The sequence below is a fragment of the Pelomonas nitida genome, assembly GCF_043555975.1.
GTDB lineage: Bacteria > Pseudomonadota > Gammaproteobacteria > Burkholderiales > Burkholderiaceae_C > Pelomonas > Pelomonas nitida.
On record NZ_JBIGIA010000026.1, the window covers coordinates 26,642 to 45,685 of the forward strand.

19 protein-coding genes, 1 tRNA gene and 1 pseudogene are annotated in these 19,044 nt (G+C 68.5%); 14 read left to right on the forward strand and 7 right to left on the reverse strand.

Annotation, left to right across the window (positions count from 1 at the left end; all coding sequences use genetic code 11):
- Positions 1–33: 33 nt before the first annotated feature.
- Together ACG00X_RS22620 and ACG00X_RS22625 are read right to left on the reverse strand one after the other, a co-directional pair.
- Positions 34–444: a PaaI family thioesterase gene (locus ACG00X_RS22620; protein ID WP_394491843.1), complete on the reverse strand. Its 411-nt coding sequence runs from the start codon at positions 442–444 to the stop codon at positions 34–36.
- 33 nt (positions 445–477) lie between these two features.
- Positions 478–3,153 (reverse strand): zinc-dependent metalloprotease, encoded by a 2,676-nt coding sequence (locus ACG00X_RS22625; protein WP_394491845.1) that lies wholly within the window; start codon positions 3,151–3,153, stop codon positions 478–480.
- Between the two features lie 120 nt (positions 3,154–3,273).
- Here ACG00X_RS22625 and ACG00X_RS22630 point away from each other — a divergent pair, with 120 nt between their 5' ends.
- The 12 genes from ACG00X_RS22630 (at position 3,274) to ACG00X_RS22685 (ending at position 13,950) form a co-directional block, all read left to right on the forward strand.
- Positions 3,274–3,864: a YqiA/YcfP family alpha/beta fold hydrolase gene (locus tag ACG00X_RS22630; protein ID WP_394491847.1), complete on the forward strand. Its 591-nt coding sequence runs from the start codon at positions 3,274–3,276 to the stop codon at positions 3,862–3,864.
- 17 nt (positions 3,865–3,881) lie between these two features.
- The gene (locus tag ACG00X_RS22635; RefSeq protein WP_394491849.1) at positions 3,882–5,927 is read left to right on the forward strand and encodes a ribonuclease catalytic domain-containing protein; all 2,046 of its coding nucleotides are present in this window, start codon (positions 3,882–3,884) and stop codon (positions 5,925–5,927) included.
- Between the two features lie 15 nt (positions 5,928–5,942).
- The gene (locus tag ACG00X_RS22640; protein ID WP_394491851.1) at positions 5,943–6,779 is read left to right on the forward strand and encodes an energy transducer TonB; all 837 of its coding nucleotides are present in this window, start codon (positions 5,943–5,945) and stop codon (positions 6,777–6,779) included.
- Positions 6,776–7,615 (forward strand): shikimate dehydrogenase, encoded by an 840-nt coding sequence (gene aroE / locus ACG00X_RS22645; protein ID WP_394491853.1) that lies wholly within the window; start codon positions 6,776–6,778, stop codon positions 7,613–7,615. The genes ACG00X_RS22640 and aroE overlap by 4 nt, the downstream gene beginning before the upstream one ends.
- On the forward strand, positions 7,615–8,325 hold the full coding sequence (mtgA, locus tag ACG00X_RS22650; RefSeq protein WP_394491855.1) for a monofunctional biosynthetic peptidoglycan transglycosylase: 711 nt from the start codon (positions 7,615–7,617) through the stop codon (positions 8,323–8,325). Before aroE ends, mtgA begins: the two co-directional genes overlap by 1 nt.
- Positions 8,322–8,906: a hypothetical protein gene (locus tag ACG00X_RS22655; RefSeq protein ID WP_394491857.1), complete on the forward strand. Its 585-nt coding sequence runs from the start codon at positions 8,322–8,324 to the stop codon at positions 8,904–8,906. The genes mtgA and ACG00X_RS22655 overlap by 4 nt, the downstream gene beginning before the upstream one ends.
- Positions 8,903–9,424, forward strand: coding sequence for a TlpA disulfide reductase family protein (locus ACG00X_RS22660; RefSeq protein ID WP_394491859.1), 522 nt, complete (start codon positions 8,903–8,905; stop codon positions 9,422–9,424). The genes ACG00X_RS22655 and ACG00X_RS22660 overlap by 4 nt, the downstream gene beginning before the upstream one ends.
- Before the next feature lie 107 nt (positions 9,425–9,531).
- The gene (gene aroQ, locus ACG00X_RS22665) at positions 9,532–9,984 is read left to right on the forward strand and encodes a type II 3-dehydroquinate dehydratase (protein WP_394491861.1); all 453 of its coding nucleotides are present in this window, start codon (positions 9,532–9,534) and stop codon (positions 9,982–9,984) included.
- A gap of 57 nt (positions 9,985–10,041) precedes the next feature.
- A complete protein-coding gene (gene accB, locus ACG00X_RS22670) occupies positions 10,042–10,509 on the forward strand; it encodes an acetyl-CoA carboxylase biotin carboxyl carrier protein (protein ID WP_394491863.1) in 468 nt (155 codons plus the stop codon).
- A gap of 133 nt (positions 10,510–10,642) precedes the next feature.
- The gene (gene accC, locus ACG00X_RS22675) at positions 10,643–11,992 is read left to right on the forward strand and encodes an acetyl-CoA carboxylase biotin carboxylase subunit (protein ID WP_394491865.1); all 1,350 of its coding nucleotides are present in this window, start codon (positions 10,643–10,645) and stop codon (positions 11,990–11,992) included.
- A gap of 51 nt (positions 11,993–12,043) precedes the next feature.
- Positions 12,044–12,931 (forward strand): 50S ribosomal protein L11 methyltransferase, encoded by an 888-nt coding sequence (gene prmA / locus ACG00X_RS22680; protein ID WP_394491879.1) that lies wholly within the window; start codon positions 12,044–12,046, stop codon positions 12,929–12,931.
- Positions 12,928–13,950: a zinc-ribbon and DUF3426 domain-containing protein gene (locus tag ACG00X_RS22685; RefSeq protein ID WP_394491867.1), complete on the forward strand. Its 1,023-nt coding sequence runs from the start codon at positions 12,928–12,930 to the stop codon at positions 13,948–13,950. Before prmA ends, ACG00X_RS22685 begins: the two co-directional genes overlap by 4 nt.
- Before the next feature lie 182 nt (positions 13,951–14,132).
- Here the strand turns inward: ACG00X_RS22685 and ACG00X_RS22690 are convergent, their stop codons facing one another.
- The 3 genes from ACG00X_RS22690 to ACG00X_RS22700 form a co-directional block, all read right to left on the reverse strand.
- Positions 14,133–14,825, reverse strand: coding sequence for an N-acyl amino acid synthase FeeM domain-containing protein (locus ACG00X_RS22690; protein WP_394491869.1), 693 nt, complete (start codon positions 14,823–14,825; stop codon positions 14,133–14,135).
- 183 nt (positions 14,826–15,008) lie between these two features.
- Complete coding sequence (locus ACG00X_RS22695) at positions 15,009–15,743, reverse strand: SapC family protein (RefSeq protein ID WP_394491871.1); 735 nt, start codon at positions 15,741–15,743, stop codon at positions 15,009–15,011.
- Positions 15,740–17,044: a hemolysin family protein gene (locus ACG00X_RS22700; protein WP_394491873.1), complete on the reverse strand. Its 1,305-nt coding sequence runs from the start codon at positions 17,042–17,044 to the stop codon at positions 15,740–15,742. The genes ACG00X_RS22695 and ACG00X_RS22700 overlap by 4 nt, the downstream gene beginning before the upstream one ends.
- Positions 17,045–17,221: 177 nt before the next feature.
- Between ACG00X_RS22700 and ACG00X_RS22705 the strand changes: the two genes are divergently transcribed.
- The gene (locus tag ACG00X_RS22705; RefSeq protein ID WP_394491875.1) at positions 17,222–18,043 is read left to right on the forward strand and encodes a symmetrical bis(5'-nucleosyl)-tetraphosphatase; all 822 of its coding nucleotides are present in this window, start codon (positions 17,222–17,224) and stop codon (positions 18,041–18,043) included.
- 31 nt (positions 18,044–18,074) lie between these two features.
- Positions 18,075–18,164, forward strand: a tRNA-Ser gene (locus ACG00X_RS22710).
- A gap of 389 nt (positions 18,165–18,553) precedes the next feature.
- Here the strand turns inward: ACG00X_RS22710 and ACG00X_RS22715 are convergent.
- Together ACG00X_RS22715 and ACG00X_RS22720 are read right to left on the reverse strand one after the other, a co-directional pair.
- Complete coding sequence (locus tag ACG00X_RS22715; RefSeq protein ID WP_394491877.1) at positions 18,554–18,817, reverse strand: hypothetical protein; 264 nt, start codon at positions 18,815–18,817, stop codon at positions 18,554–18,556.
- Between the two features lie 101 nt (positions 18,818–18,918).
- Positions 18,919–19,044, reverse strand: a pseudogene (locus tag ACG00X_RS22720) (IS66 family transposase); the annotation flags it as partial.

Consider the following 19,044-nt stretch of genomic DNA (forward strand, 5'->3'; position numbering starts at 1 on the left):
GCCTCTCCCCCGTCCACGGGGCTCAGCCTAGGCTCAATGGCCGTACAGGACCATCTGCGTGCAGCGGAACAACGCGATCGTCTTGCCCGTGTCCTGGTGCGTGACGACGGCGTCCCACACCTGCGTCGTGCGCCCGAGGTGCACGGCCTTGGCCACACAGGCGATCGTGCCCTCGCGCGCCGTGCCGAGGTGGTTGGACTTGAGCTCGACGGTCGTGAAGCCCTTCGCCCCTTCGGGCAGGTTGGCAACGCAACCGTAGCCGGCGCAGGTGTCGGCCAGCGTGACGACGCTGCCCGCATGCATGAAGCCGTTGGGCGCCATCAGCTCGGGTCGCACGGGCAGCTCGGCATGCACCTCGTCGCCAGCCACTTTCGTGATGACGATGCCCAGATGACCAGGCAGGTGGCCGGCCCCGGCCTGGTTGAAGCGGGCGCTATCGAACATGGACTCTCCTGGTAAGCGATCAGCGGTCAACGATCAACTGCGCGTCAAGGTCGCCTTGAGCATGCTGTCCAGCAGGTCCAGCGTCTCGGCCAGGTGGGCGCGGGTCTCGATGGAGAGGCCCGGCTTGGCCGAGGCTGCGCGCAGGTCGCGGGCCAGCTGCGTGGCGTGCCAGCGGGCCATGGAGAACGCGTCGGCGTAGACCGCCGCGCCGTTGGCGGCGCGATTCAGCTGCGCCTGCAGGCGGCGCACGTACTCGCGCTGCAGGCTGCGGCGCATGCGGTCGATGTCAGCGCCAGTCTTGAGCTCGCTGAAGATGGCCCCCTGCAGCGTGCCGTACACCTCGCCGAGCGACACCGCCGCCTTGCGCTGCGACTCCGGCAGGTAGGCCGACTGCTCGATGAGGCGGCGCGCGGTGGCGGGCGACATCAGCCGGTCCAGCACCCGCCCCTGCAGCGCGGCGACGCCGTCGGGGATGGACATCGGCAAGCCCCGCTCCCACTCGTTGTAGTCCAGCGTCTGCGTGACGAGGAACTCGGGCTTGAACCTGAACGAGTCGCTGGCCAGCAGGCCGCTGGCGATGAAGCGCAGCGCCTCACGCTGCTGGGCGTTGTCCACCGGCTTGAAGGCGGGGCCCGTCGTCACGCCCGGCACGACGCGCTCGGCCAGCAGGCCGCCGACATATTTGCTGACCGTGGTGGCCGACATGTCCAGCTGCCGGAAGGCCGCCGCGATGGAGCGCCGGTTGCGCAACGGGTCGTCGCCGACGGCGGCGGGGCGCGCCTGCACGCGGTCCCACAACTCCTGGCTGAGCTTGAGGCGGCGCTTGGCGTAGGCCAACGGGTCGTCGCCGAGGTCGAACTGGTTGGCGCGCGGGTCGAAGCCGTCGTAGGGGCCGCCCACGCCCTGGTCGAAATCGTCGCCGAAGGCCAGCTGCGGTTCGGTCGAGCGCGCGGCGATCCGGGCCAGCTCGGCGGCCTCCTGCCCGGCCGGGAAGGTCTTGTAGGCGTACTCGATGGCCCAGTAGTCGTAGGCGCCCAGCGTCGTGTTGGTCAGGGTGGCGCGGGCCTCGCCCTTGAGCGGCAGGTTGTAGGCGTTGTAATCCATCACCGAGTTGGAGATGCCGTGCGCCTCGGTCCAGGCCTTGTCGCGCAGCTGCGCCTGCGTGACGGTGGTGGAGGCCTTGAAGTTGTGCTTGAGGCCCAGCGTGTGGCCCACCTCATGCATGATGGTGTCCTTGATGACGGCCTGGGCTAGCGCCTCGGCCTCGGGGCCGTTCATGTCCATGCCGTCGCGCAGCGCGAGCAGGTCCAGCGCGAAGCCCAGTTCACGCCCCTGCTCTGCGGCATAACTGCAACTTTGCTCTGCCAGCAGCTGCTGGCTGCGATCGCTGCCCCACGCGCTGACGCTGCTGGCCGGCTCGTGGCTGTGCAGGCCCAGCACGTCGTCACTCGCCAGCCGGCGCGAGCCGCGCCCGAACACATCGCTCATGCGGATGTCGGCATCCAGGATCTCGCCGGTGCGGGGGTCGCGCGTGCTCGGGCCCTGCGCAAAGCCCACGTCGGCGCCGGTGAACCAGCGGATGGACGCATGCCCCGCGTCCATGTTGTCCCAGTCGGCGTCGTCGGGCTGCTGCTTGGCGACGACGGCGTCCTTGAAGCCGATCTTCTCGAACGCCTTGTTCCATTCCAGCACGCCGGCCTTGACCGACTCGCGGTATTTGGCGGGGATGTTCTTGTCCAGCCAGTAGACGATGGGCTGGACCGGCTCGGACAGCGCGGCCGCCGGGTCTTTCTTCTCCAGGCGCCAGCGGGCGATGAGGTGAACGCGCGGGTTGACCTTCAGGTCGTCGCTGAGGTTGGTGTAGCTCTCCGCGAAGTGCCCCAGCCGCGGGTCGGCCATGCGCACGGCCGCCGGCGCCTCGGGCAGCGCGCGGAAGTTGTAGACCAGGCTGAAGAACATGGAGCGCGGATCGGGCGTGGCCTGTGGCGGCGTGGGCACCGGAACCGGCGCCGGCACCAGCGGCGGCGCCGGGATGCGCGGTGTGGCGAAGTGCATGCGCGCGGTCAGTGTGGTGAGCTGGGCATCGGCCCGCGTGGCCTCGATGAAGGAGTTGCCCCGGTCGGGCGCATACGGCAACCGGTAGACCTGCTCCAGCCGCGTGGACAGCCCCGGGATGTCGCCCAGCAAGAAGCCGCTGGCATCCACGAGCACGGACTTGCGGTCCGGGTGCTCGGCGCTGGCCATGGGGCCGCCCGCGATCAGGCTGGGCGAGAACGCCTGCGCCACGGCCAGCCGCGCAATGTCGTTGTCCGCGCGGAACTTCATGTTCAACGCGATCAGTTGCACATGGTTGCCGACCCGGCGCCACTCGGCCAGATCGTCCCCTAGCATCTCGCTGGCATACAGGCCGCGCTCGCCGATCGAGTTGGCGGCGTTCACGCTGAACAGGAATGGCTTGTTGAGGGCTTCCTTCGGAATTTCGATCCAGACCTTGTCGTCCTTGCGCCAGATCGGGAACAGGCCGGGCTGCTCCTTCGCGCCGCGGATGACCTCGAGGAAGGGCTTGGGCGCCGTGGGATCGACCGGCGGCCGTGCCGCGGCGGGCGCCGACGCCGCAGCCGCTGGCGCGGCGGGTGTCTGGGCCTGGGACAGCGTGGCGGCCAACAGCAGGGCGGCGGTGGCAAGGGCAGTGCGGGGCATGCGGGTCATGCGAAGCGTCCGGGTAGGAAAGGAAAGGAAAAGCGGCGACTGTGTCCGGCGGTGACACTCGCGTCAATTGGATTCCGCCAGCATCACGCCGCCGCCAAGCTTCCCATCGAAACTGCCGTCATGGACCTCACCCATCTCATTTATTTGCATGGCTTTCGCTCGTCGCCGGCCTCGGCCAAGGCGCAGCGCATGGCCGCCTGGGCGGCCATGCAGCCCGGCCTGACCTTCGTCTGCCCGCAACTGCCGCCCTCGCCCGCGGACGCCATGGCCCTCGTGGCCACGCTGGTGGCGGGCTGGCCGGCCCAGGGCGCGGCCGTCGTCGGCAGCTCGCTGGGGGGCTTCTACGCGACGGCGCTGGCCGAGCAGCCGGCCCACCATGGCTGGCGCGCCGCCGTGCTCAACCCCGCCGTGCACCCGGCGCGTGACCTGGCCGGCCACATCGGCGAGCTGAGCGCCTGGCACGACGAGACGCTGAAGTTCGACTTCACCGCCCAGCACGTGGCCGAACTGGTGGCACTCGCGCCGCCGGCCCGGCTCACGAACCCGGGCCGCTACTACGCCCTCATCGCCAAGGGCGACGAACTGCTGGACTGGCAGGAAATGCACGCGCGCTACGCCGGCTGCGCGGGCGAGGTCATCGACGGCAGCGACCACGGCCTGACGGACTTCGACAACCACCTCCCCGCGCTGCTCGGGCACCTGACGCGCTGAGGGAGAATCACCTTCTTATGTTTGCGCTGTTTGATGACGCCGGGAAGTTCCTCGCCGGCCGGGTGATGTCGGAGGCCGATGCCTCGCTGCAGGTCGAGCTGGACTCGGGCAAGCGGGTCAAGGTCAAGTCCGCCAACGTGTTGCTGAAGTTCGAGAAGCCGGCGCCCGCCGAGCTGCTGGCCGACGCACGCGCGCTGGCCGACGAGATCGACCTGGACCTGGCCTGGGAGTTCGCGCCCGAAGGCGAGTTCGGCTTTGCCGACCTCGCCCGCGACTATTTCGACGCCAAGGCCGGCATCGTCCAGCAGGCGGCGGCGCTGTTCCGCCTGTTCGACGCGCCGCATTACTTCCGGCGTGCCGGCAAGGGGCAGTTCAAGAAGGCGCCCGAGGAGACGGTCAAGGCCGCGCTGCTGGGCATCGAGCGCAAGCGCCAGCAGGCATTGCAGATCGAGGCCTGGGCGCAGCAGCTGGCAGCGGGCACCTGCCCGCAGCCCATCCAGGACCAGATCTACAAGATCCTCTTCAAGCCCGACAAGAACGGCCCCGAGTACAAGGCCGTCGTCGAGGCCAGCAAGCTCGCGCACAAGGCGCCGCTGGACCTGCTGCAGGGCGCCGGCGCCATCACCAGCCCCTACCAGTTCCACTGGAAGCGCTTCCTGTTCGAGAACTTCCCCAAGGGCGTGGGCTTCCCCGCGTTGACGGCGCCGGAGATCAAGGACGAGCTGACGCTCTCGCCCGCGCGCGCGTTTTCCATCGACGACTCGCAGACGACGGAAATCGACGACGCGCTGTCGGTGCAAGGCCTGGGCACCGGCACGGTCACCTTCGGCGTGCACATCGCCGCCCCCGGCCTGGCCATCACGCCGGATTCGGCCGTCGACAAGGTCGCCCGCGAGCGCCTGTCCACGGTCTACATGCCGGGCTGGAAGCTGACCATGCTGCCCGACGACGTCGTGCAGGCCTACACGCTGATCGAGGGCCGCGACTGCCCGGCCGTGTCCATCTACTTCACGATGGACGAGGCAACGTTCGAGGTGAAGGCCAAGGAAACGAAGCTGGAGCGCGTGCACATCGCCGCCAACCTGCGCCACGACAAGCTGGACGGCATCGTCACCGACGCCACGCTGTCGGGCGATGCGCCGGCCGACTACCCGTTCGCGCCGGAGCTCGCATTTACCTGGCGCCTGGCCAAGCACCTGAAGGCGCAGCGCGAGGTGGTGCGCGGCAAGCCGGAGAATTTCAACCGGCCCGACTACAACTTCCGCCTGGCCGGCGAACGCAGCGAAGCCCCCAACGGCAGCGAGTCCGTCGAGATCACGGTGCGCGCCCGCGGCAGCTCGCTGGACCTGATCGTGGCCGAGGCCATGATCCTGGCCAACTCTGCCTGGGGCGGCTGGCTGGCCGAGCTGGGCCTGCCGGGCATCTACCGCAGCCAGGCCAGCCTGGCGCCGGGCATCAAGGTGCGCATGGGCGTGAAAGCACTGCCGCACGCCGGCATGGGCGTGGCGCAATACACCTGGGCCACGTCGCCGCTGCGCCGCTACGTGGACCTCGTGAACCAATGGCAGATCATTGCCTGCGCCCGCCATGGCCGCACCGCAGCCCTGGTGGCGCCGTTCAAACCCAAGGACGCGCAGCTGTTCTCCATCATCTCGGCCTTCGAGTCGGCCTACACCGCCTACAACGGCTTCCAGAACGGCATCGAGCGCTTCTGGACGCTGCGCTGGCTGCAGCAGAACGCCACGACCGAGCTGACCGCCACCGTCATGAAGGAAGGCCTGGTGCGCGCCGACGACCTGCCGCTGGTCTTCAAGGCGCTGGGCTGCGAGCCGCTGCCGCGCGGCAGCCATGTGAAGGTGCGCATCACCGGACTGGACGAAATGACCCTGGACGTACACGCGACGCTGATCGAGCGCCTGGATGAAACCGCTGCCGAAGCGGAAGCCGATGGCGACGACGACGACCTGGCGGCCGCCGCGGCACCGATCGCGCTGGCCATCGACCTCAACGACGGCGGCGATGCCGAAGCCGCCCAACCTGCCACCCTGGCCACACAGAACTAAATGCGCCGCCTCAGCATGTTGCAGATCGCTCTGGCGGCTTCGCTGGGCATCCATGGGTTGTTGCTGGCCTGGCGCGCCGGCTCGCCCGACTCCTTCAACCGCGTGTTCCAGGAGACCCCGCTGGAGGTCATCCTCGTCAACACCCGCTCCAACGAGCTGCCGACCAAGGCGACCGTGCTGGCCCAGGCCAACCTGGCCGGTGGCGGCGACGCGGAGGCCGGCCGGGCGACCTCGCCGCTGCCGCCCGCACGGCTCAACGAGATCGGCGACGCCGCCGAAGCGCAGAGCTCGCAGATCTCGCAGCTGCAGGAGCAGCAGCAGCAGCTGTTGACGCAGATTCGCCGCGAGCTGGCGCTGATGCCGCCGCCCGACCCGCGCCGCGAGAAGACCGACGCCGTCGAGCAGTCCCAGGCCGAACGGCGACGCCAGCTGGTCGACCTGCTCGCGGAGATCGAGAAGCGCGTCAACCTGGAGAACGCGCGCCCGCGCAAGCGCTATGTGAGCCCGGCGGCGCGCGAGGTGGTCTACGCGCAGTACTACGACGGGCTGCGGCGGCGCGTCGAGGAGCGCGGCACGCGTGACTTCCCGACCTTTCGCGGCAAGAAGCTCTACGGCGAGCTCATCATGAACATCCACGTCGACCACAAGGGTCGCGTCATCGATACCGAGGTGGTGTCGCCCAGCGGCAACCCGACGCTGGACCGGCGTGCCATCGCCATCGTGCGGGCCGCGTCGCCGTTCGGCAATTTCACGCCGGAGATGCTGCGCGGCGCCGAGGTGCTGGTCATCACCTCGCGCTTCAAGTTCACGCGCAACGACGGCCTGGAAGCCACACTGGCCGCACAGCAATGACGGATCGATACGCCGTCGTTGGCAACCCGGTGGCGCACAGCCGCTCGCCGGCCATCCACGCCATGTTCGCGGCCCAGACCGGCCAGAGCGTCGCCTACGACCGGCTGCTGGCGCCGCTGGACGGCTTCGAGGCCGCGCTGCGAGCCTTCGCTGCATCGGGCGCGCGGGGTTGCAACATCACCGTGCCGTTCAAGTTCGACGCCTTCGCCCTGGCCGCCCGCCGCACCGAGCGCGCGCAGCTGGGTGGCGCCGTCAACACGCTGCGCTTCGATGCCGAGGGCTGGGTGGGTGACAACACCGACGGTGCCGGCCTCGTCAACGACATCCAGCGCAACGCCGGCCGCTCGCTGGCCGGGCAGCAGGTGCTGCTGGTCGGTGCCGGTGGCGCGGGTGCCGGCGCGCTGGGCGCCCTCATCGCGGCGAGCCCGGCCCGCATCACGGTCGCCAACCGCACGCTGGACAAGGCCCAGGCGCTGATTGCCAGCCACGCCGCGCTGGCCGCCGGCCACCGCGTCGAGCTGGCGGCCGTGACGCCGGCCGACGCGCCGGCCGCGCAGGACATCGTCATCAACGCCACCAGCACCAGCCTCGCCGGCGCCGCCTCGCCCGTCGACGCCCGCGTTCTCAAGCCCGGCAGCCTGGCGCTGGACATGATGTACGGCCCGAAGGCACAGGGCTTTCTGGACTGGGCGGCCGCCCACGGCGCCGAGCCGCGCGACGGCCTGGGCATGCTCGTCGAGCAGGCGGCCGAGGCCTTCTTCTTCTGGCGCGGCGTGCGGCCGCAGACGCGCGACGTGCTCGCCGCCCTCCGCCGCGAACTCGAGGCCGCGCCGTGATGGGCCACGCCGCCCGGCTGCTGGGTGTGCTGGTGCTGGCGCTGCTGTGCCTGCAGCTCTGGTTCGCCGGCCGCATCGCACTGATGAACTGGGTGGCGCCGCAGTCCACCAGCTTCCAGCGCAGCGAGGCGCTGCGGCTGCTGAAGGAAAAGCACCAGGTCGCCTGGGCGCAGCAATGGGTGGACGACGACCAACTGCCCCGCACGCTCAAGCGCGCGGTCATCGCCAGCGAGGACGACTCCTTCGCCCAGCATGGCGGCGTGGACTGGGACGCGCTGCAGGGCGCCTGGCACAAGAACGAAAAGGCCCAGGCCCGCGCCGCCGCGCGCGGGCGGACCGCCAAGGTCATCGGCGGCTCCACGATCACCCAGCAACTGGCCAAGAACCTGTTCCTGTCCGGTGAGCGCACGCTGCTGCGCAAGGGCCAGGAGCTCGTCGTCACGCTGATGCTGGAAGGGCTGCTGAGCAAGCAGCGCATCCTGGCCATCTACCTCAACAGCGTCGAATGGGGCGAAGGCCTGTTCGGCGCCCAGGCGGCCGCGCGGCACTACTTCCGCACCGACGCCGCCCGGCTCGGCCCCTACGAATCGGCGCGGCTGGCCGTGATGCTGCCCGCGCCCAAGCGTTTCGAGCGCCAGCCCTCCTCATCCTATGTACTGGGCCGCGCCTCGCTGATCGTCGCCCGCATGCCCAGCGCCGAACTGCCATGAGCGCCACCCAGGAAATCGCCGCCGCCGCCGCCCGGCTCATCGTCGACGAGGGCATGGACTGGGGCCCCGCCAAGCAGCGCGCCGCGCGAGACCTCGGCGTGCCGCGCGCCGCACTGCCGGGCAACGACGAGGTCGAGGATGCCGTGCGCGAGCACATCGCCATCTTCCACGCCGACACCCAGCCCGCCGAGCTGCGCGCGCTGCGCGAGCTGGCCGCTGTGTGGATGGAGCGCCTGGCCGACTTCCGCCCGCACCTGACCGGCGCCGTCTGGCGCGGCACGGCCACGCGCCTGTCCAACCTCCACCTGCAGCTCTACTGCGACGACGGCAAAGCCGCCGAGATCGCGCTGCTGGACCGCGGCGTGGACTTCGACGTGGCCGAAACCCGCGGCCCCCGGGGCCGCACGGTGGACATGCTGGTGCTCGACGCCCCCTGCCCCGCGCTGCAGGAACGCGTCACGGTCTGCCTGACCATCCTGGATTTCGACGACCTGCGCGGCGCCCTCAAGCCGGACGGGCGCGGCCTGACCGAACGTGGCGACCTGAACGGCCTGCGCGCCTTGCTGGAGCAGGCCGCATGAGCCCGATCTCCCGCCGCCTCCTGCTGGCCGGCGCTGGTGCCGGCGCTGCCCTTGTCGGCGCCGCACTGGCGTGGCGCCGGTCACCCGCGAACGCGCCCTCCCCGGCCGCCGAAGCCTTCTGGTCGAGACGCTTTGTCGGCATCGACGGCCAAGAGCTGGACGTCGCCCGCTGGCGCGGCAAGCCGCTGCTGCTCAATTTCTGGGCCACCTGGTGCCCGCCCTGCGTGAAGGAGCTGCCGGAGATCGACCAGTTCCACGGCGAAGCCAAGGCCAAGGGCTGGCAGGTGCTGGGCCTGGCGGTGGACCAGGCCGAGCCCGTGCGGGCCTTCCTGAAAAAGACACCGCTGGACTTCCCCATCGCGCTGGCCGGCCCGCAAGGCCTGGCGCTGGTGCGGGATCTGGGCAATCCGGCCGGCGGCCTGCCGTTCTCCGTCGTGTTCAACGAACAGGGCGTGATCAGCTGGCGCCGCATGGGCGTCACCCGCCTCGAAGAACTGCGCCAACTGGCCTCGAGTTGAGAATTTCCCCAATCCGGCGGAAATCGTCCTCAAAACGCGTAAAGTTCGCCCTTCCTCAATTTAGTGGCGCTTCTCTAGACCTCGCCGGTCCGGCCCGCGCCACGTGTTTGATGCAACTTCTCGTCCTGCATGGCCCCAACCTCAACCTGCTCGGTACCCGCGAGCCCGAGGTGTATGGCGCGCAGACCCTGAGCCAGATCGACGCCGAACTGAGCGCGATCGCAGCACATGCCGGCGCCCGCCTGCAAAGCTTCCAGAGCAACCATGAAGGGGCGCTGGTCGACCGCATCCAGGCCGCCCGCAGCGATGGCACGCGCTTCATCGTCATCAACCCGGCCGCCTACACGCACACCAGCGTCGCCATCCGCGACGCGCTGGCGGCCGTCGCACTTCCCTTCATCGAAGTGCACCTCTCCAACATCCACCGCCGCGAGCCCTTCCGCCACCACAGCTATCTCAGCGACCTGGCGGTCGGTGTGATCTGCGGGCTGGGCGCCAGCGGCTACCGGCTGGCCGTGCATCACGCCCTCGAATCGTTGGGAGCCGCCGCCCGCGCCTGAACAGCGCGGCGGCCTCCTGTTCCTTCCCTGACAACTACAACACCGCCTGGAGCCATGATGGACCTGCGCAAGCTCAAAACCCTGATCGACCTGGTCTCGGAGTCGAACATTTCCGAACTCGAAATCACGGAGGCCGACGGCAAGGTCCGCATCGTCAAGTCCGACCCGGCTGCCGCCGTGGCGGTGCAGCCGGTCTACACGACCGCCGCCGCGCCGGTCGTCGCCGCCGCCGTGCCAGCGGCTGCCGCCGCACCGGCCGCTGCCGCACCGGCCGCCGCCGCCGTCGAGACCGGCCACGTCGTGAAGTCGCCCATGGTCGGCACCTTCTACCGCGCCTCCAGCCCCAACGCCAAGCCCTTCGGCGACGTCGGCCAGCAGATCAAGGAAGGCGAGGCCATCTGCATCATCGAGGCCATGAAGATCATGAACGAGATCGAGGCCGACAAGTCCGGCACGATCACGAAGATCCTGGTCGAGAACGGCCAGGCCGTCGAATTCGGCCAGCCGCTGTTCGTCATCGAATAAATGAAGCCCTCCCCCGACCGGCTTTGCCGGCCCCCGCAAGGGGGCGCTGTCAGCGGCCTGGCCCAGCCAGTTCCACGGCAGCCGCTGGATGGGTCCCTCTGCTTCGATGCGCCTCGTGCGCTGGGCAACTGCAATGTTTAAAAAAGTTTTGATCGCGAATCGCGGGGAAATCGCCCTGCGCATTCAACGCGCATGCCGTGAGCTCGGCATCAAGTCCGTCGTCGTCTACTCCGAAGCCGACCGCGACGCCAAGTACGTGCGGCTGGCCGACGAGGCCGTCTGCATCGGCCCGGCACCGTCGGCACAGAGCTACCTCAGCATGCCGGCCATCATCGCCACGGCCGAGGTCACCGACGCCGAGGCCATCCACCCCGGCTACGGCTTCCTCTCCGAAAACGCTGATTTCGCCGAGCGCGTCGAGCGCAGCGGCTTCACCTTCATCGGCCCGACGCCCGAATCCATCCGCATGATGGGCGACAAGGTCTCGGCCAAGCAGGCCATGATCCGCGCCGGCGTGCCTTGCGTGCCCGGCTCCGAAGGCGCGCTGCCCGAAGACCCGAAGGAGATCATCAAGATCGCCCGCTCCGTGGGCTACCCGGTCATCATCAAGGCGGCCGGCGGTGGCGGCGGGCGCGGCATGCGCGTCGTCCACACCGAGGCCGCGCTGGTGCACGCCGTGCAGACGACCCGGGCCGAAGCGGGTGCCGCGTTCGGCAACCCCGAGGTCTACATGGAGAAGTTCCTGGAGAACCCACGCCACGTGGAGATCCAGATCCTCGCCGACACGCACAAGAACGCCGTCTGGCTGGGTGAACGCGACTGCTCCATGCAGCGCCGCCACCAGAAGATCATCGAGGAAGCGCCCGCCCCCGGCATTCCCCGCCGCAACATCGAGAAGGTGGGCGAGCGCTGCGCCGCCGCCTGCAAGAAGATGGGCTACCGCGGCGCCGGCACGTTCGAGTTCCTGTACGAGAACGGCGAGTTCTACTTCATCGAGATGAACACGCGCGTGCAGGTGGAGCACCCGGTCACCGAGCTCGTCACCGGCATCGACATCGTGCAGCAGCAGATCAAGATCGCCGCCGGCGAGAAGCTGCCGTTCACGCAGCGCCAGATCGAGATGCGCGGCCACGCCATCGAATGCCGCATCAACGCGGAAGATCCGGTCAAGTTCATCCCCTCGCCCGGCCGCATCACGATGTGGCACCCGCCCGGCGGCCCCGGCGTGCGTGTGGACTCGCATGCCTACACGAACTACTTCGTGCCGCCCAACTACGACTCCATGATCGGCAAGATCATCGTCCACGGCGACACGCGGGAGCAGGCGCTGGCCCGCATGCGCATCGCGCTCAGCGAGACCGTGGTGGAAGGCATCCAGACCAACATCCCGCTGCACCGCGAGCTGATGGCGGACGCCAAGTTCATCGAAGGCGGCACCTCCATCCACTACCTCGAAGGCTGGATGGCGGCGCACAAACGATAAGACTGCGCTGCAGGGGCCTGCAGTCGCGGGACAATACGGCACATGAGTCATCTGTTTGAACTTGCGCTGGTGTGCCGCGAGGCCGACGTCGAGATCGTCAGCGACGCGCTGATGGAGATCGACGCCCTCGCGGTGTCCGTTGAAGACGCCGACGCCGACACCGATGCCGAACGCGCGCTGTTCGGCGAGCCCGGCATGCCCGCTCCCAAGGCGGGCTGGGACCGCTCGGTCGTCAAGGCCCTGTTCCCGTCGGAAGCCGAGGGCACCGAGGCCGCGACGCTGATCCTGGCCCAGGACTGGGCTGCCGACGTCCATGTGCAGGCCATCCAGGCCGTACCCGAGCAGGACTGGGTGCGCCTCACGCAAAGCCAGTTCGCGCCGGTCGAGATCACGCCGGACTTCTGGATCGTGCCGAGCTGGCACGAGGCGCCTCCGCAGGCGCTGCGCGTCATGCGGCTCGACCCGGGCCTGGCCTTCGGCACGGGCACCCACCCGACGACACGCATGTGCCTGCGCTGGATCGCCACCCGGGCCCAGCCCTGGCCGCGCGTGCTGGACTATGGCTGCGGCTCCGGCATCCTCGCCATCGGCGCGGCGCTGCATGGCGCCACGCACATCGACGCAGTCGACATCGACCCGGCGGCCATCACCTCCTCACGCGACAACGCCACCGCCAACGGCGTTGCGCTGAACACGGGCGAGCCGAGCCTGGCCCGCGGCGAGTACCCGCTGGTCATCGCCAACATCCTCGCCACGCCGCTGAAGCTGCTGGCGCCGCTGCTGTGCGCCCATGTGGCGGCTGGCGGGCATCTGATCCTGGCCGGCATCTTGTCGCACCAGGCCGATGAACTGAAGGCTGCCTATGCGCCCTGGCTGGCGCTGGAGGTCAGCGCCGAAGAGGAAGGCTGGATCCTGATGACCGCCCAGCGAGCCGCATGAGCCTCGCGACGCGCTGCACCGCCTGCGGCACGATCTTCCGGATCGTCGAAGATCAGCTGCGCGTCTCCGATGGCTGGGTGCGCTGCGGCCGGTGCGCCGAGGTCTTCGACGCGCGCGAGCTGCTGTTCGACATCGAGCGCGACACGCCGCCGGCCTGGCCGCCCGTGTTCCCTGGCGCGCCGGCACCGGCGCCGGGCACCGCGCCGACGACCGCCGTCGAGGTGTTGCCACCTCCACCCCCGGCCCCACTACCGCCGCCCCCTCCCCCGCCAGCACTGCCCGAGCCCGTGTGGGTACCTCCGCCCGAGCCTGAGCCGGAGCGGGAGCGAGAACCACGCCCGGCCACGCTGCCAGCCGGCTGGCCGACAGACGAGGCAACCCGCATGGAGCCCCAGTGGGGCGAAATCGACCTGCCTGTCGAAGCGCCACCACCTCCACCCCAAGCGGCGCGCCCACGCGAACCTGCCGCACCGCCGAAGGCTGCGCAGCGCGGAGCGCCGTCGCCCGCCGTCGTACCGGAGTTCATGCGCCATGCCGAGAGCACGGCGCGCTGGAACCGGCCCATCGTGCGCATCGCCCTGGCGCTGCTCTCGCTGCTGCTCGCCGCGGCGTTGGCGCTGCAGGTGGCGCTGCATTTCCGCGATGCACTCGCCGCCCTGCATCCGCCGCTGCGCCCGGGCCTGGTGGCCTTGTGCGAACCCGTCGGTTGCGACATCCAGCCCTGGCGGCGCATCGAGGCCCTGAGCATCGAGTCGACGTCGCTGAACCCCGTGGGCAGCGGCTACCGGCTCAACCTGTCGCTGCGCAACAAAACCGGCGTGGCAGTCGCCGCCCCGTGGGTGGAACTCAGCCTCACCGACGCCAGCGGCAGCCCCTTCGCACGGCGCGTCGTGGCACCGGACGCGCTGACACCGGCCATCCGGCAGATCGGCCCCGACGCCGAGCAGTCCCTGTCACTGAGCTTCGCCACCGGCGGCCAACGCGTCAGCGGCTACAACGTCAACATCTTTCATCCCTGACGGCGGGATGATGTGACGGCCGGCGGTGTCGCGTCTGGCGCAGACGGTCGTTGCTCGCCGGCCAGCGCCAGACAGTCAACGCGTAGTCCGGCGATGGGATACGGAATCCAGGGGGGCAAGGTCAACGCGTTCCGCGCAGCCTTAGATCGGCTCCAACAACCAAGCCCATCCGCTGCTCGGCATCAGCCCAGCGCCAGCTTCGCCAGCATCGCCGCTTCGGTGCCGGCATCCCAGAACAAGGGGTAGAGGCTGCGCGTCGTCGCCAGCAGCTCCGGGCGGCCGCCCAGCAATGCAATCTGCTCGCGGGCCGTCGTGAACTCGAAACTCATCAACACGGCCGGCGCGTTCACCCGCGGGTTGTGGCGCGCGGTCGTGTAGGGGAGCAGCCCCAGCCAGCGGCGATAGAACGCCACATGACGCGGATTGACCTCGATGACCAGCCGCGCCACGTGCGCACGGCGATGAGCATGCAGGTAGCCCAGATGGAAGATCTGCGCCAGTACCCGCTTGGGCTCGTGGGCATGCTTGTCGACGGCCAGGCCGCCAAACTCGCACAGCGACACGCCTGACGCGCGCCATTCGGCCAGCTCTTGCTTGAAGAGAGCGTCGGCATGCAGGCCGCCTTCACCGTCGAATCGCACGGACAGCGTGCCGATGATGTCGCGGCCATCGCTGGCGGTGCACACGATGTCACCCGCCTCGCTGCGGCTGCTGTACCGCTCCCGAGGCACCGCCAGTCCGCGATCGCCGTAGCGGCGCTCCACCAGCTCCAGCGCATCACCCGCCAGTGAACCGAAGTCACTGTTCAACTCCAGCGGCGGCCCGCCAAAGGGGTTCAGCGGCTCACGCCGGCGTTCCTTGAAGATCGGGATCATCGACTCACATCCTTTGACGCCTAACTCACCGAGCCGCGGAGTCTAGAGATGTGGCGGTGACTTTCTCACTTGAATTTCACAGTTTGATACATGTGCATCGTGCGGAACGGGATTGCACCCGGCGTCGAACTGTGCAAGGGCGCAAAGACAGGGCACGCGGCCGCGTGCCCTGGGCCGCGCCACTCAGGCGGCGTAGCGGCCGGCCAGGCGGTTCATGTTGCCCAGCGACAGGCGATGCATCTCGATCAGCGCGATCAGGCCGTTGCGATGCAGTTCCAGCACCTTGGCATCAGGCAGCTCGCTGTACTTCTTTTCGTCCAGCGCCAGGAAGCCTTCGACATCCAGCTTGTCGCCGTTGGGCAGCGTGGCCTCGAAGCGCATGTCCTGCAGCAGATCCAGATCGGACAGCAGCGCGCAGATCAGGCGGGTGCGCTCCGCTTCCTGCTCGAAGTTCTCGAGGAAGTTGCGCGCATTCAGCAGGAACTCGGTCGGCTCGCCATCCTTGAACAGCGCCTCGCCGGTGGTTTCGTTGAAGGCGGTCCACTTGTTATCGAAGCAGACGGCGAGGTTGTTGGCATTGCCATCCAGGCGGGCCATCGCGAACGGGTAGCGGCGCACATAGGCCGGCACATAGTTGGCCGTCCACTTGTCGCCTTCGACGAACAGGTTGGAGCCCGGCTTCAGGCCCAGCACGGCCAGCGGCGCCACGGCCTGCTTGCCGGCGGCGTCCGGCTCGCCGGCGCGCACGAACACGACCGGGAACTCCTTGCAGGCATCGGCGAACTCGACGGCGGCCAGGAACACCGAGTTCTGGTCGGCCACGCGGCTCACGACCGGCTGGGCCGTGTCCAGCTTCAGGTTCTTGTGGGCTTCACGGTCCAGCGGCTGCAGCTCGCCATACATCGGGGGGTTGCTCATGATTCTTTCTCTCCAGGTTCGGCCAGACGACTGGCCAGCACTTTGTCCACACGCTTGCCGTCGAGGTCCACGACCTCGAATCTCCACGCGTCCCACTCCACCACATCGGTCGTGCGCGGCAAGCGCCCCAGCAGCAGCATGATCATGCCGGCCAGGGTGTTGTAGCGCCCACGGTCCTCCTCGGGCAGTTCCTTCAACGCCAGGCGGTCTTTCAGTTCGGGAACCGGGATCAGGCCATCGATCAGCCAACTCCCGTCCTCGCGCTGCACCGCCCACGCGTCGCCATCGCTGGGAGCGTTGAACTCCCCGGCGATGGCCTCCAGCACGTCGCGCACGGCAATCACGCCCTGCACCTCACCGTACTCATCGACAACAAACACCAGCGGCGCATCCGAGACGCGGAAGTGCTCCAGCAGCTCCATGCCCGACAAGGTCTCGGGCACGAACAGCGGCGCCTCCAGGCCGGCGGTCAGGTCCAGCGGCTGGCCCTCCAGCATGCCGGCCAGCAGCGCCGGTGCATTGGCCACGCCCAGCACGTCACCCAAGCCGCCACGGCAAACCGGATAGCGGCTGAAGCCATGCTCGCGCAACACGGCCAGCACCTCGGCCGGCGTGGCTTCGACGTCCAGCCAGGCAATCTCCGCGCGCGGGATCATCATGGAGCCGATCTGCCGCTCATCCAGCCGGAACACGTTGCGCACCATCTGGTGCTCGTGTTCTTCGATGACGCCCGCGTCCAGGCCCTCTTCCAGGCTCGCAGCGATTTCCTCTTCCGTCACGCCACGCGAGCCCTTGTTGCGCAGGCCCAGCACGCCCAGCGTCGCCTCGGTCGAGAAGCTCAGCGTGCGAACCAGCGGCCGCGCCGCGATGGACAGGAAGTTCATCGCCGGCGCCACGAGGCGCGCCACCGTCTCCGGGTAGATCTGGCCAATGCGCTTGGGCACCAGTTCACCGAACACGATGGTCAGCAGCGTGATGATGACCACCACCAGCGCGGTCGCAGCGATGTCGGTCGCATGCGGATTGAGGTGGAAGGTCTCGGTCAGCCACTTGGACAGCGGCCCCGAGAACGCCGCATCACCCACGATGCCGTTCAGCACGCCTATGCCGGTGATGCCGATCTGCACGGTCGACAGGAACTTGGTCGGGTTCTCGTGCAGGTCCATCGCGGCCTGCGCGCCGCCCTCGCCGCTCTCCACCATGACCTGCAATCTGGCCTTGCGGCTGGCGGTCAAGGCCATTTCCGACATCGCGAACAGGCCGTTGAGAAGAATCAGAAAGAGAACGAGAGCGGTATCCATCGAAGGCGCCAGCCCCGGAGTAACCCGAGGTGACGCGCGATCAAAAACGAAGGCCGGGAGACTAGCAGATGGCTGCGACCGCGCCCATCGCCGATTCCCCGAATTCGCACCCACGCCCCGTCGCGCAACAGATCCGGGCACCCCGGCCGCTCGGCCGGGCGCTTAGCATTCGCCTCGATGAACTACCTGATCGGCGACCTCCAGGGCTGCTGCGACGCCTTCGAGCGCCTGCTCACCCGCATCGAATTCTCACCGTCGCGCGACCGTCTCTGGCTGCTGGGCGACCTCGTCAACCGCGGCCCCCGCTCACTCGCGACGCTGCGCCGCCTGGCGGCCCTCGGCGATGCTGCAACCTGCCTGCTGGGTAACCACGACCTGCACCTGCTCGCCGTCGCGCACGGCGTACGCCCCCAGCACCGCAACGACACGCTCGGCCCCATCCTGCAAGCCGACGACCGCGAGTCCCTGCTGGGCTGGTTGCGCCAGCAACGCCTGGCGGTCTTCGAACTCGGCTGGCTGATGGTGCACGCCGGCGTCGTGCCGCAATGGACCCTTGAGGACACCTTGACGCTGGCCGGCGACGTGCAGACCGTGCTGCGCGGGCCCGACCTGCCCGACTTTCTGCACGTCATGTACGGCAACGAACCCTCGCGCTGGCACGCCGGGCTGACGGGCAACGACCGTCTGCGCTTCACCGTCAACGTGCTGACCCGGCTGCGCTTCTGCACCGCCGACGGCGAACTCGACTTCAAGACCAAGGACGGCGCGGGCTCTGCACCACCGGGCTATGCACCCTGGTTCGACGCCCCCGGCCGGCGCACGGCCGGCACGCCCATCGCGTTCGGCCACTGGTCCACCCTCGGCCTGCTGAACCGCCCCGACCTGCTGGGGCTGGACACCGGCTGCATCTGGGGCGGGCAGTTGACCGCCGCGCGGATCGACGGCGCAACGCGCGAGATCATCCAGATCGACTGCGAGCAGGCGCAGAAGCCCGGATAGCGCGCCGTCTCCCGTAGAATGCGCAGCCTCCGGAAGCGTGGGAGAGTGGTTTAATCCAACGGTCTTGAAAACCGTCGAAGGTGTGAGCCTTCCGTGAGTTCGAATCTCACCGCTTCCGCCAGGACATCAATACTGAAGCGCCCAAACGGGCGCTTCTTTGTTTTTTCTACCATCCGCTCCACCCACCGCCGATTGCTCAGGCAACCAGCAAGTTGATGGCACGACAGGTCAGACCGTGGTTGGCACAGCCCGCGCCGGACGAAGCACTTCGAGTGCGTGTATGCGATTGGGCGCCGACCAGCAGAACCCATCAGGGACAGCGAGCTCGTCTCGCATTGAAAGTCCGAATGTACGGGTGCAATCTTTTCTTCGTGCGGCAGTGAACTGGAAGCTTGGCAAACCGGGGGCGTCCATGTACGTCCGGCCAACCCACTCTGAAGCGCCTTGTTGAAACCAGGTTAGTGGGGCGCCTATCCGGAGGTGGCGCGTGCGTGCCGGTGAATGCGCTCTTTACCGGTCGGACTGCTTGGGCACGTCACTACGACCTGCGATAGCACGAACCAAGGGGACCAGAGCCCATATCGGAGTGGCGATGATTGCGATCCAGACCAGCAAGAACACACCTTTTCCGCCGCCGCCGAAGAAGCCCGTCACCATCGCAATCACGAGGACAACTACGGCAATGACGGCGCCCAAAAATAGACGCACGAAAAGCAAACCGATCCCCTGAGCGATTGTTGGAGGATCGTTATGTTCAGGCACTTGTGGTTCCATTTCGTCAGTATGCGTGATGGCGGCTGAGGTCAGCTGGCCCCAGCAGCGCTCCGCTCCAGCGATGCGGTAGCAGTTCGTCCAAGCACCTGGCCGGGTGGGTCGGCAGCAGCCCGCTTGCCCGCACGCAAGCTGCCGGCGAACAGCCAGTTCTGCCGCCCGAGCGCGATGGGCCTGATGCGGTTCTCCACCCAGTTGTTATCAATCGGCAAGTCGCCGTCGTCGAGGTA

Coding starts and splice junctions, on each gene's coding strand:
- ACG00X_RS22715 (WP_394491877.1), bottom strand. CDS start 18,817: ATGGAACCACAAGTGCCTGAACATAACGATCCTCCAACAATCGCTCAG.
- ACG00X_RS22695 (WP_394491871.1), bottom strand. CDS start 15,743: ATGAGCAACCCCCCGATGTATGGCGAGCTGCAGCCGCTGGACCGTGAA.
- ACG00X_RS22705 (WP_394491875.1), top strand. CDS start 17,222: ATGAACTACCTGATCGGCGACCTCCAGGGCTGCTGCGACGCCTTCGAG.
- ACG00X_RS22635 (WP_394491849.1), top strand. CDS start 3,882: ATGTTTGCGCTGTTTGATGACGCCGGGAAGTTCCTCGCCGGCCGGGTG.
- ACG00X_RS22625 (WP_394491845.1), bottom strand. CDS start 3,153: ATGACCCGCATGCCCCGCACTGCCCTTGCCACCGCCGCCCTGCTGTTG.
- ACG00X_RS22655 (WP_394491857.1), top strand. CDS start 8,322: ATGAGCGCCACCCAGGAAATCGCCGCCGCCGCCGCCCGGCTCATCGTC.
- mtgA (WP_394491855.1), top strand. CDS start 7,615: ATGGGCCACGCCGCCCGGCTGCTGGGTGTGCTGGTGCTGGCGCTGCTG.
- ACG00X_RS22685 (WP_394491867.1), top strand. CDS start 12,928: ATGAGCCTCGCGACGCGCTGCACCGCCTGCGGCACGATCTTCCGGATC.
- aroE (WP_394491853.1), top strand. CDS start 6,776: ATGACGGATCGATACGCCGTCGTTGGCAACCCGGTGGCGCACAGCCGC.
- ACG00X_RS22700 (WP_394491873.1), bottom strand. CDS start 17,044: ATGGATACCGCTCTCGTTCTCTTTCTGATTCTTCTCAACGGCCTGTTC.
- ACG00X_RS22640 (WP_394491851.1), top strand. CDS start 5,943: ATGTTGCAGATCGCTCTGGCGGCTTCGCTGGGCATCCATGGGTTGTTG.
- accC (WP_394491865.1), top strand. CDS start 10,643: ATGTTTAAAAAAGTTTTGATCGCGAATCGCGGGGAAATCGCCCTGCGC.
- ACG00X_RS22620 (WP_394491843.1), bottom strand. CDS start 444: ATGTTCGATAGCGCCCGCTTCAACCAGGCCGGGGCCGGCCACCTGCCT.
- ACG00X_RS22690 (WP_394491869.1), bottom strand. CDS start 14,825: ATGATCCCGATCTTCAAGGAACGCCGGCGTGAGCCGCTGAACCCCTTT.
- ACG00X_RS22630 (WP_394491847.1), top strand. CDS start 3,274: ATGGACCTCACCCATCTCATTTATTTGCATGGCTTTCGCTCGTCGCCG.
- accB (WP_394491863.1), top strand. CDS start 10,042: ATGGACCTGCGCAAGCTCAAAACCCTGATCGACCTGGTCTCGGAGTCG.
- ACG00X_RS22660 (WP_394491859.1), top strand. CDS start 8,903: ATGAGCCCGATCTCCCGCCGCCTCCTGCTGGCCGGCGCTGGTGCCGGC.